Source organism: Streptomyces sp. NBC_01750 (assembly GCF_035918095.1).
Classification (GTDB): Bacteria; Actinomycetota; Actinomycetes; order Streptomycetales; family Streptomycetaceae; genus Streptomyces.
Genome location: NZ_CP109137.1, coordinates 8,365,475 through 8,379,663 on the forward strand (window position 1 = coordinate 8,365,475; position 14,189 = coordinate 8,379,663).

11 protein-coding genes are annotated in these 14,189 nt (G+C 70.9%); 9 read left to right on the forward strand and 2 right to left on the reverse strand.

Annotation, left to right across the window (positions count from 1 at the left end; translation table 11 throughout):
* Positions 1–166: 166 nt before the first annotated feature.
* From OG966_RS37910 to OG966_RS37950, 9 genes are all read left to right on the forward strand, one after another.
* Entirely contained in the window at positions 167–379 is a 213-nt protein-coding gene (locus tag OG966_RS37910; protein ID WP_326654640.1) for an acyl-CoA carboxylase subunit epsilon, read from the forward strand.
* 166 nt (positions 380–545) lie between these two features.
* The gene (locus tag OG966_RS37915) at positions 546–2,126 is read left to right on the forward strand and encodes an acyl-CoA carboxylase subunit beta (protein ID WP_326654642.1); all 1,581 of its coding nucleotides are present in this window, start codon (positions 546–548) and stop codon (positions 2,124–2,126) included.
* A 77-nt stretch (positions 2,127–2,203) separates the two neighbouring features.
* Entirely contained in the window at positions 2,204–2,890 is a 687-nt protein-coding gene (locus OG966_RS37920; RefSeq protein ID WP_326654644.1) for a ScbR family autoregulator-binding transcription factor, read from the forward strand.
* 360 nt (positions 2,891–3,250) lie between these two features.
* A complete protein-coding gene (locus tag OG966_RS37925) occupies positions 3,251–4,081 on the forward strand; it encodes an AfsR/SARP family transcriptional regulator (RefSeq protein ID WP_326654645.1) in 831 nt (276 codons plus the stop codon).
* 52 nt (positions 4,082–4,133) lie between these two features.
* A complete protein-coding gene (locus OG966_RS37930; protein ID WP_326654646.1) occupies positions 4,134–5,009 on the forward strand; it encodes a ScbR family autoregulator-binding transcription factor in 876 nt (291 codons plus the stop codon).
* A complete protein-coding gene (locus OG966_RS37935; RefSeq protein WP_326654647.1) occupies positions 4,999–5,742 on the forward strand; it encodes an acyl carrier protein in 744 nt (247 codons plus the stop codon). The genes OG966_RS37930 and OG966_RS37935 overlap by 11 nt, the downstream gene beginning before the upstream one ends.
* Positions 5,739–7,637: a beta-ketoacyl [acyl carrier protein] synthase domain-containing protein gene (locus OG966_RS37940; protein ID WP_326654648.1), complete on the forward strand. Its 1,899-nt coding sequence runs from the start codon at positions 5,739–5,741 to the stop codon at positions 7,635–7,637. The genes OG966_RS37935 and OG966_RS37940 overlap by 4 nt, the downstream gene beginning before the upstream one ends.
* Positions 7,634–8,509 (forward strand): 4'-phosphopantetheinyl transferase family protein, encoded by an 876-nt coding sequence (locus OG966_RS37945; protein ID WP_326654650.1) that lies wholly within the window; start codon positions 7,634–7,636, stop codon positions 8,507–8,509. Before OG966_RS37940 ends, OG966_RS37945 begins: the two co-directional genes overlap by 4 nt.
* 79 nt (positions 8,510–8,588) lie before the next feature.
* Positions 8,589–10,943: a helix-turn-helix transcriptional regulator gene (locus OG966_RS37950; RefSeq protein ID WP_326654651.1), complete on the forward strand. Its 2,355-nt coding sequence runs from the start codon at positions 8,589–8,591 to the stop codon at positions 10,941–10,943.
* On the opposite strand, the gene OG966_RS37960 is transcribed toward OG966_RS37950, so the two are convergent.
* Together OG966_RS37960 and ccrA are read right to left on the reverse strand one after the other, a co-directional pair.
* Positions 10,924–12,768 carry a 3-hydroxyacyl-CoA dehydrogenase family protein gene (locus OG966_RS37960; protein WP_442806791.1) on the reverse strand — a complete coding sequence of 615 codons (1,845 nt, stop codon included), beginning with the start codon at positions 12,766–12,768 and terminating at the stop codon, positions 10,924–10,926. The two genes, OG966_RS37950 and OG966_RS37960, sit on opposite strands and share 20 nt — an antisense overlap.
* Positions 12,765–14,117, reverse strand: coding sequence for a crotonyl-CoA carboxylase/reductase (gene ccrA / locus OG966_RS37965; protein ID WP_326654653.1), 1,353 nt, complete (start codon positions 14,115–14,117; stop codon positions 12,765–12,767). Before ccrA ends, OG966_RS37960 begins: the two co-directional genes overlap by 4 nt.
* Positions 14,118–14,189: the final 72 nt, after the last annotated feature.

The window sequence follows — 14,189 nt, forward strand, 5'->3', positions numbered from 1 at the left end:
GCCCCTAGGGGCGGGGAGTGACTCCGCAGTCCGGTGCCCGGGCTGCGGAGTTCTGCGTTCTGGGCCCCTGGGCGCTCAGGACCGGCCCGTGACGGGTTTTCAAGCCAGATCTGAGCGGCTCTTGAGCCGCGCCGCCGACGGTAGCCGTAAGGCGAGGAAGGCTGGCATGGACGATCTCATGAGCGTGAAGACGGTGCTGCGCGTGGAACGCGGGCAGGCGACCGACGAGGAACTGGCCGCGGTCGCCGTCACGTTGCTCTCGCTGCTCTCCGAAGCGGAAACGCGCCAGAAGCAGGATGTGGCGAGGCGCCTCGGGAAGGGGCAGAGCTGGCTCCGGGACCGTATGCCGGAGTACCGGGCGCCGCACAGCTGGCACTAGTCGCGTTTTGCTGCGGTAGCGACTTCAGGCCGATGTAGCGGTACCTGGAAGTCCACATCTACAAACCGCATCTCCGGTTTGTTACTCTTTGCAGTCGCGGCCTGTGGCGGACTCTCCGCTTCCGTGCGGCGCGCTGACGACAAGGAAGGGAACTGTCGTAGTGGTGATGACCTCTTCTTCGGGCGGCATGCGTTCGACCGACGCGCGTGGGCGTGTGGCGGAGCTGCACGATCTCCGCGAGCAGGCCCGGCGCGGGCCGAGTGAGCGTGCGACCCAGGCGCAGCATGCCAAGGGCAAGCTGACCGCTCGTGAGCGGATCGCGTTGTTGCTGGACGAGGGTTCGTTCAGGGAGGTCGAGCAGCTGCGCCGGCACCGGGCGAGTGGTTTCGGCCTGGAGGCGAAGAAGCCGTACACCGACGGTGTCATCACCGGGTGGGGCACGGTGGAGGGCCGGACGGTGTTTGTCTACGCGCACGACTTCCGGATCTTCGGCGGGGCGCTGGGCGAGGCTCACGCCACGAAGATCCACAAGATCATGGACATGGCGATCTCGGCGGGCGCGCCGCTGGTGTCGCTGAACGACGGCGCTGGCGCCCGTATCCAGGAGGGCGTCTCGGCGCTGGCCGGCTACGGCGGCATCTTCCAGCGCAACACCCGCGCCTCCGGTGTCATCCCGCAGATCAGCGTGATGCTCGGCCCGTGCGCGGGCGGCGCGGCCTACAGCCCCGCCCTGACGGACTTCGTGTTCATGGTCCGTGAGACCTCACAGATGTTCATCACCGGCCCCGACGTCGTCAAGGCCGTGACCGGCGAGGAGATCACCCAGAACGGGCTCGGCGGCGCGGACGTGCACGCCGAGACCTCCGGCGTCGCGCACTTCGCGTACGACGACGAGGAGACCTGCATCGCCGAGGTCCGCTACCTGCTGGCGATGCTCCCCTCCAACAACCGCGAGAACCCGCCCACCGCCCACGCCGAGGACCCCGCCGACCGCCGGTCCGACGTCCTGCTGGACCTGGTCCCGGCGGACGGAAACCGCCCCTACGACATGCACAAGGTGATCGAGGAGCTCGTCGACGACGGCGACTACCTCGAGATCCACGAACGCTGGGCCCGCAACATCATCTGTGCCCTGGCCCGTCTCAACGGCCAGGTGGTCGGCATCGTGGCCAACCAGCCGCAGTCCCTGGCCGGTGTCCTGGACATCGAGGCCTCGGAGAAGGCCGCCCGCTTCGTGCAGATGTGCGATGCTTTCAATATCCCGATCATCACCCTGCTGGACGTCCCCGGCTTCCTGCCCGGGGTCGACCAGGAGCACGGTGGAATCATCCGGCACGGCGCGAAGCTGCTGTACGCGTACTGCAACGCGACGGTGCCGAGGATCTCGCTGATCCTGCGCAAGGCGTACGGCGGTGCCTACATCGTCATGGACTCCCAGTCCATCGGAGCCGACCTCACCTACGCCTGGCCGACCAACGAGATCGCGGTGATGGGCGCCGAAGGTGCCGCCAATGTCATCTTCCGCAGGCAGATCGCCGACGCCGAGGACCCCGAGGCCATGCGGGTGCGCATGGTCAAGGAGTACAAGGCCGAGCTGATGCACCCGTACTACGCCGCGGAGCGCGGCCTGGTCGACGACGTCATCGACCCGTCCGAGACGCGCGAGGTGCTGATCGCATCCCTCGCCATGCTCCGCACCAAACACGCCGACCTGCCGTCCCGCAAGCACGGCAACCCCCCGCAGTAAGAACGAACCGGACGCGGGTGGCGTCGGTCGAGCCATTACCGACCGCCAGGTGTCCCTCCGCAACAAGGAGACATGTGATGGTCAAACAGGAGCGCGCGGCCCGCACTCGGCGGACGCTGATCCGGGCGGCTGCCGAGGTATTCGCGAGGGAAGGGTTCGCGCCGGCTTCGCTGACGACGATCAGCAGGCAGGCCGGGGTGAGCAACGGCGCCCTGCACTTCCACTTCACGAGCAAGAACGCGCTCGCGCAGGCGGTCGAGGAGGAAGCCGGCGAGGCGATGCGCCTTCTCATCAGGGACGTTCCGGACCGGGGGCGGAGCAGCGCCCTGCAGAACCTGGTCGATGCCACGCACGGTCTGATGAACCAGCTGGCGAACGATGTCGTCGTACGGGCGGGGTTCGAGCTGTACGGCGATGTGGCGCGCGAGGGCAGCTTCAATTTGAGGCAGCAGTGGCAGCAGTGGGTCGAGGAGACGCTGAAGACCGCTGAACAGGAGGACGTGCTCGCCGACGACGTGTCGCCGCAGGGCGCGGCACACGCCATCGTGGCGGCGACGGTGGGTTTCGAGGTGCTGGGAAGCACGGACAAGTCATGGCTCTCGAAGCAGAGCATCACCTGCTTCTGGGAGCTGATGCTGCCTCGGCTGGCGGCAGGACCGGCCCTCGGCGAGGTGGACTCGGCCGGCTCCGCCCGCACCGTCAACTCGGATGAGGAACCGTCCAAGGATGTTTTTTTGCGAGAAAAAACAGACCAACCCGTCTGATTCAAGCGGCTCCCGTGGAGGGGCCGAGCTCACCTGGCGGCCTCTCTGGTGCCACTCGCGGGTGGGTGGGGGTTTCACCTTCCCTCCCCTCTGCGTACTGCTGACTCCCTTGTTATCGCCCGTTTCTCCCCTCCCTGCGGGCTATTGCGTCCTGCCGTAGCGCCGCAGGATGCAACGGGGATCGCTGGGGAGCTGGAGTCCCGTCCCCTCGCGATCTGGTCGTGAGGGATTACAAACAGCCCGACCGGTCTGGTATTGACAAACCGCGCGCCCTGTTTTTTACTCGTAGCTGTACCGAGAACCACACCCGTCGGGGGACCTCGGACGACAACGACTCATACACCGAACAGGGGAGACGGCGTGGATATCGATGTGTTGGGCGCGTTGGCCGTCAGGGAGAACGGAATCTCGGTCACTCCGACCGCACCGAAGCCCCGGCAGGTACTGGCCCTGCTGGCGCTGCACGCCGATCAGGTCGTCCCTGTGGCCTCCCTGACCGAGGAGTTGTGGGGTGAGAACCCGCCGCGTAGCGCACGCACCACCCTCCAGACCTATGTGCTGCAGTTGCGCGAGCTGATCTCGACGGCACTGAAGAGCGCCCCGGCCGACGACAGGCCGCGTACCGCCAAGGATGTGCTGATCACCTCGCCCGGCGGCTACCTCCTCAACAGCGGCGGCGGCTCCAGTGACGTCCGGGAGTTCGAACGGCTGGCAGGCCTGGGTTACCGGGCGATGGACGCGGGCGACTTTCCCGGCGCGGCCCGGCAGTTGCGCGATTCGCTCGCACTGTGGAGCGGCTCCGCATTTGCTGACGTACAGGCAGGACCGCAGCTGGACATGGAGATCAGGCGGCTGGAGGAGACCAGGCTGTGCGCGCTCGACCAGCGCATCGAGGCCGACCTGAGGCTTGGCAGGCACCGTGAGCTGCTCGGCGAACTGACCGTGCTGGTCAGCCGCTACCGCACACACGAGAACCTGCACGGCCAGTTCATGCTGGCCCTGCACCGCTCAGGCCGTCGCAGCGAGGCTCTCCACGTCTACCAGCGGCTGCGCGCGGCTCTGGTGCGGGAGTTGGGCTTGGAGCCCTCCGCCGCACTGCGGCGGTTGCAGCGTTCGATCCTCATGGCCGGCCCCGAGCAGACCCTGGACGCGGCCGGTACCGGCAATGAGCGTCTGACCCGCGTGGGCTGACCGCGACGGCGACGGTGGGCAGCGTTTCGGTACGGAGAGGGGAGAACCCGAGATGCAGGCGAGATCGGAGCGGACACGCCGGAGACTGGTCCATGCCGGGGCGGAGATGTTCAACCGCAACGGCTATGCCAACGCGACGCTGGGGCAGATAGCAGGCGCCGCGGGGATGACGAAGGGGGCGCTGTACTTCCACTTCGCCTCCAAGGACGGACTGGCCGACGCCGTCCAGCAGCAGGCCCGCGCGATGCTGGCCGGCTTCGTGGGCGAGCTCGGCCGCGCGGGTGTGCCGCCCGTACAGGCACTCATCGACATGACGCACTGGCTGGCCCGGGTCCTCCACGAGGATCCGGTGATCCGCGCCAGCTTCCGGATCACCAACGAGTGCACCGGGAGGCAGCCGCCGGTCACCGATTTCCACCAGGAGTGGATCTCGGCGGTGTGGCAGCTGCTGGACCAGGCCCGCACCGCGGGCGAACTCAGGGACCACGCATGCCCGGAGCCGGCGCAGACGCTGGTCGCCGCGGCCGTGTGCGGGATCGAGGTTCTGGCGGGCACCGGCATGCCGTACGCCGAACTACGCCGCCGTGTCGGTGCGTTGTGGGAGCTGCTGCTCTCGCCCCTGGTCCCGGCCGGGAACGAGCAGCGGTACCGCACGCACCTCCCCGCCGCCGGCGAACAGCCGCAGAAGCAGGCCGCGGACGCCGGTCCGCCGCCGGTCGGCCACCCGAGCGAAATGCAGGCCGAACCGGCGCACGGGGCGGCTGCGGCTCCCTCCCGCGGCGCGGCGGGCATACGGCAGGCACGCCTGCGGACCAGCGCGGACATCCTCACCCCACCGCAGGTGGCGATGGACGCCGGCCGACGCCCTTCGACCATTCCGTTGCCGGCCGGCCGGGACGGAAACCTTGGAGCGACCCATGACCGGTGATCTCCGGACTTCACCCGGGACCGCGCAGCTCGCACCGCCCGCGGACACCCTGACCGCCCTCGTTGGTGCGCTGGCCGAGGTGCTGCGGCTGAAACCCGAGAGGATCGATCCGTATCAGACGTTCCGGTCGATGGGGTTCGATTCGATACTCACCGTGGAGTTCGTGGCGACGGTGAACGCCATGTACGGGACCAGGATCGAGCCCTCGGCGCTCTTCGACCATCCGACGCCGCCTGCCTTCGCCCGCCATGTGACGCGTGAGCTGGACGCCGCGCCGGGCGCGGCGGTTTCCCGGCCGCCGACGCCGCACGCGCAGGTGCGGGAACCGGCCGCCGACGTCGCCCCGCCCTCCACCGCGGGCGAGGTCCTCGACGACCTGAGGGGCGAGCTCGGCTCGATCCTGTGCTGCGACCCCTGGGACATCGACACCTCGGTACCTCTCCCTCTGCTCGGCATCGACTCCATCCTCGGCGCGGAGTTCGCGGCGGTCATCAACCGTAAGTACGGCACGCACGAGCGAGCCGTCACCTTGTACAACCACCCGCATCTGGAGGGGGTGGCCGGCCACATCGCCGCGCATGTCGCGGATGTCGCCCGGCCGGCCGCCTTCCCCCAACCCGCCGCCGCGATGGGGCTGGAGGCACTGCTCGACGCCGTGGAAGAGGACCGTATGTCCGTCGACGAAGCGCTCACCCTGCTGCCCCGCGCGTCTGAACTGGAGAAACCTCGTTGAACGAACGGGAGATCCTGACCCGGTTCAAGGCGGGCACCCTGAACCGCGGGCAGGCCACACAGCTGCTCGCCGACCTGGCGGCGAGGGAGACCGTACCCCCGGCAGGCGAGAGGGGAACCCGGCCCAACGGTACGGCAGTTGGTGGGACAGCAGATGCGGCAGATCTGACCGCTCCGATGGCGCCTGTCGCTCCAGCCGCTCCGTCGCCCGGCGCCGTATCCGCCGACGAGGACCGGATCGCCGTCGTCGGGATCGCCGGTCGCTATCCGCACGCCCCCGATCTGGACGCCTTCTGGAGCAACGTACGCGAAGGCCGGGACACCTCGTCCGCCGCACCGGTCGGCAGACCCTGCGGATCACCGCTGCACGCGGACGAGCGAGGTCATTTCCTCCACAGCGCCGCCGAGTTCGACGCCGCGTTCTTCGGACTGGACGAGCACGAGGCTGCCCTGACGGACCCTCAGGAGCGGCTGTTCGTCGAGACGGCGTGGGAGGCGCTGGAGGACGGCGGATGCACCGGCACCCGGCTGGACGCCCTGACCGGGCCGCACGGTGAGCCGCGCCACGTCGGGGTCTTCGTCGGGGTAAGTGCCGCCGACTACGGCCTGCTCGCCGCCGAGTTGTGGGCGGAGGGGCACCGCGAGATGCCGAGGAGCGGCCACTGGAGCCTGCCCGGCCGTCTCGCCGGACTGCTCGGCCTGCGCGGCCCGGGGCAGGCCGTGGACACCGCGGACTCCTCCGCTCTCGTCGCCCTGCACCTGGCCGTCGGCGCACTGCGTCGCGGGGAGTGTACGGCCGCCCTGGCCGGCGGGGTCGAGTTGCTGCTGCACCCCTCCCGCGGGCGGGCCGGCGCCGGGGAAGGCGTGGGAGTCGTGCTGCTCAAGCCGCTGGCCCGAGCGCTGGCCGACGGCGACCGGATACACGCCGTGGTGTGCGAATCCTGGACCGGCCACTCCTTTGCCGGACCTCCCGGACGGGACCGCGCGGCCACCGGATGTGCTCTGCACGAGAGCCGGCACTCCGCGGCCCGCTCGGTGGGCGAGGCAGGGGCCGCCACCGGATTCGCGGCCCTCACCAGGGCCGTCCTGCAGATGCGGTACGGCACGACGGCGCCCGGACCGGACGGGGCGGGGCCGCTGTCCTGGCCGCGGTCGCAGGACGGGGAGGGGCGTGAACTGCCGCGCAGGGCCGAGGTCGAGGTGTCCGGCGCGGGCGTACTCGACGCCGGTGCGGTCATCGAGGAGTTCCTGCCCCGGGAATACAACGAGCCGGGCGAGCCCGGTGCCCGCCCGGCCGGTCCGGCTCCCGCGTGGGACGACACCGTGGAACGGGACGAGCTGGTGCTGTTGTCCGCCCCGACGCCGCGTCATCTCGCCGCCACCGCCGCGCGGCTGGCCGACTGGCTGAGCGCCGGATACACCGAAGCCGACTGCAGCAGCGAGGGCGTGACCGTCGACCTCGGGTCGGTGGCGCGGACCCTGCGGGCCGGCCGGGCCGCGCTGCCCTGCCGGATCGCGCTCACCGTCCGGGACCTCCCGGGGCTCGTCGCCGTACTGGAGGATTTCGTACGCGACCCGGCCGCGGTCACAGCGACGGCGGCCACCGACGGCCCCCTGCGCTTCGCCGACCTGCGCACGAGCCGGGCCGACCCGCTGGGCCTGGGCGCGGCGCCCGAGACCCGGGACTACCTGGCCGCGCTGTGGCGCGGCGGACGCGTCGAGCAACTGGCGCAACTGTGGCTGTCCGGTGTGGAGGTGGACTGGGCCGCGCTGGAGAACCGGCCGGAGGGGAGAGCTCTCGTGGTGTCGCTGCCCGCGTCCGCGTTCCTGCGCAGGCCGCTGTGGCTCGGGTACAAGGACAGGACGCGGGAGAAGACGGCGGAGCGGGGCCGGTGACCACCTCCGCACCTGCCGGTGAGCTCACGAGGACGAGAGCCTCGGAACTCCGGCCCGTCAAGCTGTGGTTCTGCTCAAACAACGACCTGGCGCCCGGTATCGCCGCCACCTTGGCCACCCAGTGGTTCGACGAGCACGAGCAGGAGATCGCCGGACGGTTCCTCTTCGAGCGCGACCGGCGCCAGTACGTGGTCGCCCACGCGCTTGTACGGCGTGTGCTGGCGCTGGAGGCCGGTATCCCCGAGGCCGAGGCGGTCATCTGGCGCTCCTCGCGCGGGCGGCCGTTTCTGCAGAAGCCCGCGGGTGGACTGCCGCGCGGCGGTGCGGAGCTGGACTTCAACCTCTCCCACTCGCACAGCCACAACCTCCTGGGTGTGGTGCGACGGCATCGGGTCGGGGTGGACGTGGAACGGCTCGACCGTGCTGAGCGGGGCCTCGACGCTATCGTGGAGACTTTCGCTCCCGAGGAGCGTGACTGGCTGGCCGAGGCGGCCCCCGGCCGCGCCAGGGACCGCAGGGTGTTGCGGCTGTGGACGCTGAAGGAGGCGTACTCCAAGGCGCGCGGACTGGGTCTGGGGCTGCCTTTCGACACGTTCTCCTTCACTCTGGCCGAGGACCGTGGGGTTCTGGATTTCCGGCCGCCCGCGGACCAGGCGCACACCGCGTGGGGGTGGCGGTTCATGGAGCTGGAGCCGGTTGTGGACGTGCTGGCGGCCGTGGCCGTGCAGGCCGGCGGGTCCGAGGCGCCGGTCCTGCAGCTGCACCACGGCTTTCCCTGGGGGCGGGGTTCCCCGCGCCTGCTCGCGTTGCCGGAGCCGGTCGGTGCGGGGGGCCCGGCGGGCGGCTCGAGTGTGGCTCCGCCTGGGTATTAGTGAGGTTTTTCTGTCGCCGTGCAGAGTGCCGGGGAAGGCAGGACGGTCGGCAAGCGGCCCGACAGCGGGGGGTGTGCGGGTGGAGCTGGTGCGGCGCGGTGGTGAGCTCGCCCGGTTGGAGGAGCTGCTGGTGGCCTCCCGGCGAGGAGAGGGCAGCGCCGTACTCGTCTCGGGCAGTCCCGGTACCGGCAAGAGCGCACTGCTGAGGGATTTCACCGGGCGTGCCGAAGCGGCCGGTGCTCTGGTGCTGAATGCCTGCGCGACGCCCGCCGAGTCGGACCTCGCGCTGGGTGTGGCGGGGCAGTTGCTCAGCGGTGTGGGGGCGGGGGCGGGGTGGCCGGGTCCGTATGACGACGGTGGTGACGGCGGCGCCTACGGCCGGGGCGGCGGTGACGTTGCGGTCCTCTTCCACCGGGCGCTGCGTGAAGTGGCCGCTGCGGTGCCCCTCGTCGTCGCTGTCGATGATGTGCAGTACATGGACGAGCTGTCGTCGCGCTGTCTGCTGTATCTGTGCGGCCGCTTCGGTACCTCCCCGATCCTGCTGGTCATGGGTGGGCTTCCGCCCTCCCGGTCCGGGCCCGCGCGGCCGCTGGCCGAACTGCTGCGACACCCACGGTGTCTGACGGTGGATCTGCCCGTCTTCGGCGAGGATGCCGTCGCCGACTTTCTGCGTGCGCCCGCAGCCGGCGGTATGGACCCCGGCGCGGCGCTACGTCTCGCCCCCGCCTGGCACCGAGTCACCGGCGGCAATCCCCGGCTGCTGCGCGGCTTGCTCGACGACCACCGGGACTGCGCGCCGCTGCGGCCGGCCGGGCCGGTCACCGGCACCGCGTTCAGACGGGCCGTAACCGGCTGTCTGCGTCCGGCGGAGGCCGGTGAGCAGGCTGTGGCGCGCGGCCTGGCCGTTCTCGGCGATGCGGCCACAGTCACTCTGCTCGCACGGCTGCTCGGCCTGCACGAACGTGAGGTTGCCGCAGTGCTGGACTCCCTCGGGGCTACCGGCCTGCTGGCGGCGGGCAGATGGCGTCATGAGGCGGCCCGCGCCGCGGTGCTGGAGAATCTGCCCGCTGAGGAGCATGCCCGGCTGCATTCCCGCGCGGCACGACTGCTGCTCGAGGACGGCGCCGATCCTCGTACGGTGGCCCGCCATGTGCTCGCCGCGGGCGGGGCGGGAATCGGATCCGGGGCTGTGCATGGGGGCGCCGGACAGGCGGCCGGGACAGCTGCGGGGGCCGGGGAGCCGTGGGCCGTCGCGGTGTTGGCCGAGGCCGCGGAGCTGGCGATGCGGACCGGTGAAGCGCGGCTGGCGACCCGGTTCCTGCGTGCGGCCCATCCGGCGTGCACCGATGAACGGCGGCGGGCCGGGCTGCTGGAGGCGCTCGCGCGTGCCGAGTGGGAGAGCGACCCCGCTGCGGTGACCAGGCATCTGCCCGCTCTCGAAGGGGCGCTGCGCAGCCGGGCGTTCGACACGGGCAGAGCCGCGGGACCGGTCGGGCTGCTGCTGTGGCACGGCCGTCCGGACGAGGCGGAACGGGCGCTGTCCGCACTCGGCTCCGCCGGGCCGGTAAGGGAGCTGAGGTCCTGGCTCGGGCAGGTGTACCCGCAGTCCGCACGTGCGGGAGGCGGGGATCCCGGCGCGGCCGCGGAGCGCGTGCTGGAGGGGATCGCGCTCGACCAGGCTCCGCCGACCATCGCCGCGGCTTCGCTGTCGGCGCTGGTGTACGCGGGGGAGACGCAGCGTGCTGTCCACTGGTGCACGATGCTGCTCGACGCGGAGGCGGTCCCTACGACTCCGGTACGGCGCGCGGTCGTTGCCGCGGCCGCCTCGGTGGTCCACGGCAGGACGGGCCGGTACGAGGAGGCGGCGGAGTACGCGGGGCGGGCGCTGGCGCTGCTGTCGCCCGAGGCCTGGGGGGTCGGTATCGGGATGCCGCTGTCGGCTGCGGTTGCCGCGGCGGTCTGTCTGGGCCGGTATGAGGAAGCGGCCCGGCAGTTGCGGGTGCCGGTGCCGGAGGCGATGTTCCGTACCCGTGCCGGACTGCACTATCTGCTGGCCAGGGGCCGGTACCAGCTGGCCGTCGGCCGGCTGCGTGCCGCGCTCGGCGACTTTCACGCCTGCCGGGATCTGCTCGCGCGCTGGCGCCTGGACCTGGGCGGGGCCGTCGACTGGCGGGCTCCGGCCGCACAGGCCGAGCGGGAGCTGGGGCGCGGGCTCGCGGTGCAGGGCGCGGCGGAGGGTCCGGTCGCCGCGCTCAGCCGGGCCGAGTTCCGGGTCGCCGCGCTGGTGGCGCAGGGGTGCACCAACCGGGCCATCGCGGCCCGGCTGTATGTCACCACCAGCACTGTGGAGCAGCATCTGACCAACTCGTACCGCAAGTTGAGCGTGCGGTCGCGGGCGGATCTGGCCGCGCTCGTCACGGCCGGATCCGTCTGACCGTCCGGTCGGGCCGGTCGGGCCGGTCGGGCCGGTCGGGCCGGGTGGTCAGGTCGCCGGGCCGCTCGGGCAGGCCCGGTAGGGCGATCAGCTCGCGGCTGCCGCGGTGCGAAAACCCCGCCGGTTCTTGCGCCCGAGGGCGCCGCCGGCGACGAACTGCGCCAGGGCCGCCGCCGGTTCGTACTCGGGGGTCTGGAACTGCTCGTACAGCCGGTTCTGGATGGCGAGGGACACATCGAGGCCGATGGTGTCGAGCAGGGTGAAGGGTCCCATGGGGTAACCGAATCCGTGCCGGACAGCGGCGTCGGTCTCCTCGATGTCCGTGTCGTGCCGCTCCAGCAGGGCCAGGGCGGCGCCCAGGTAGGGGAAGAGCAGGCTGTTGACGATGAAGCCGGTGCGGTCCGGGCAACTGCACCGTGGTCCTGCCCAGTCCGCGGCAGAACGCGCGGGCTGTTGCGATGGTGGCGGGGCGCGCCGCCCGGGTGCTTACCAGTTCCACGAGCTTCATCACCGGGGCCGGGTTGAAGAAGTGGAGGCCGACGACGTCGGCGGGACGGCCGGAGGCCTCGGCGCAGGTCGAGACGGACAGGCTGGAGGTGGTTGTCGCCAGTACCGTGCCGGGCGCGCACACCTCGCCGAGCGCGGTGAACATGGCGCGCTTGACGTCCCGTTCCTCGGCGACAGCCTCGATCACCAGGTCGCAGCCGGCGAGCGCGGCCATGGAGTCGGTGCCCTGGACGCGTGCGAGGGCGGAGGCCTTGTCCACGGCGCTGACCTTGCCCCGGCGCACACCGCGGGTCAGCGACTCGGCGATGGCCTCGACGGCCGCTGCGGCCTTGTCCGTGCTGCGGGCCACCAGCACTGTGGGGTGTCCGCCCACGGCGGTGACCTCGGCGATGCCGCGTGCCATGGCGCCCGATCCCAGTACGCCGACACGGTGTACGGGCCTGGCGAGTGTGTCGTCTTCTTCGGTGGCCGGGCCGGTGAGGGCGGCGCCCGTGTCGTCGTAGGTGTAGAAGCCTTCCCCGGTTTTGTGGCCGAGTTGCCCGGCGGCGACCATGCGGCTGAGCAGCGGGGCGGGTTCGAAGGCGCAGTCGCCGGTCTGCCGCCACAGGGCGAGGAGGGCGGAGTGCGCGGTGTCGAGCCCGATGCGGTCGAGGGTCTCCAGCGGGCCGGACGGCATGGCGCATCCCAACCGCATGGCGGTGTCGATGGCCATGTGCGTGGCGTATTTCTCGTCGCAGAGCATGACGGCGCGGTTGAGCAGGCCGAGGACCAGGGCGGTGGCGTCGGCGGCCGGACGGGCGCCGACCGTAACAGCGGTCAGCCCCAGGGACTCCACGAGGCGGTCCGTCGCGGCGGCGACTGCCGGTGAGGTCAGGGCGGTGCGTACCGGCTCGACCGGGCCACCGGGGAGCGGCGGGGTGAACAGCCGCAGCCCCGCGATGTCGGCGGGACGGCCGGTGGAGATGGCCAGGCGTGCGACCGACAGGGAGGCGGTCGTGGTCAGGACGGGGGTGCCGGGCGGGCAGGCCGTGACGATGGTGTGCAGTACGCCGGCCTTGGCCGCGAGGTCCTCCGGCACGGCCTCGATGACCAGACCCGCCTCGTGGAGCGGTGCGAAATCTTCTGTGAAGGTGACGTCGGGGCGGCCGGACCCGTCGGCGACGGCCTTCAGCCGTTTGCCGACGCGGGCGAGGACGTCGAGGTCGGTGTCGACGGCGACGATCCGGTGGCCTGCGGTGTGCAGCAGGCGAAGCAGGGCCTCACCGACCGAGCCCAGGCCGACGATTGCTGTGACGGGGGGTGCGCTGTGTGCGGTCATGACGTGTGAGCCTCGCCTTCACGGAAGCGGTTGATGGCGTCGATGTGCTTCTCGCGCAGCTCCCCTTCGCGCACACCCAGACCCTCGCGGGGTGCCAGCGCCAGCACGCCGACCTTGCCCTGGTGGAGGTTGCGGTGGACCTCGTAGGCGGCCTGGCCGGTCTCCTCCAGCGGGTAGACCTTCGACAGCGTCGGGTGGATCTTGCCCTTGGCGACCAGGCGGTTGGCCTCCCACGCCTCGCGGTAGTTGGCGAAGTGCGAGCCGATGATCCGCTTCAGCGACATCCACAGGTAGCGGTTGTCGTACTCGTGGTTGTAGCCGGAGGTGGAGGCGCAGGTGACGATGGTGCCGCCCTTGCGGGTGACGTACACGCTGGCGCCGAAGGTCTCGCGGCCCGGGTGCTCGAAGACGATGTCCACGTCCTCGCCGCCGGTCAGCTCGCGGATGCGCTTGCCGAAGCGCTTCCACTCGCGCGGGTCCTGGTTGTGCTCGTCCTTCCAGAACTTGTAGCCCTCGGCGTTGCGGTCGATGATCGCCTCGGCGCCCATCGCCCGGCAGATGTCCGCCTTCTGCGCGCTGGAGACCACACAGATCGGGTTGGCGCCACCGGCCAGCGCGAACTGGGTGGCGTATGAGCCGAGACCGCCGCTGGCGCCCCAGATCAGCACGTTGTCGCCCTGCTTCATGCCCGCGCCGTTGCGCGAGACGAGCTGGCGGTACGCGGTGGAGTTGACCAGCCCCGGAGCCGCTGCCTCCTCCCAGGTCAGATGCTCGGCCTTGGGCATCAGCTGGTTGGACTTGACGAGAGCGATCTCGGCGAGGCCGCCGAAGTTCGTCTCGAAACCCCAGATGCGCTGCTCGGGGTCGAGCATCGTGTCGTTGTGGCCGTCCGAGGACTCCAGCTCCACCGAAAGACAGTGCGCGACGACCCGGTCGCCCGGTTTCCAGCGGTTGACGCCGGGGCCGGTGCGCAGCACGACGCCCGCCAGGTCGGAACCGATGACGTGGTACGGCTGGTCGTGGCGGGCCGCGTCGGCGGAGCGTCTCGCGTAGCGCTCCAGGAACCCGAAGGTCGGCAGCGGCTCGAAGATCGAGCTCCAGACGGTGTTGTAGTTGACGGAGCTCGCCATGACGGCGACCAGGGCCTCGCCGGCGTTCGGCAGGGGCACCGGAACGTCTTGGAGGTGCAGTGACTTGCGCGGGTCCTTGTCGGCCGAGGCCATGCCCTCGAACATGCCGACGTCTTCCTTGCGGACCACGCCTGCCCGGTAGCTCTGCGGGAGCCGCAGGTTGGAGAAGTCCCGGGGCGTCGCGTCCTCGCAGAGAACGGCACCGATGATCTCGTCCACGTTGATTGCCTCCGGGAGTCGGGAAAAGCGCCTTCTGAACGGTAGGAAGACCGCGGAGCGCCGGGGCACCCC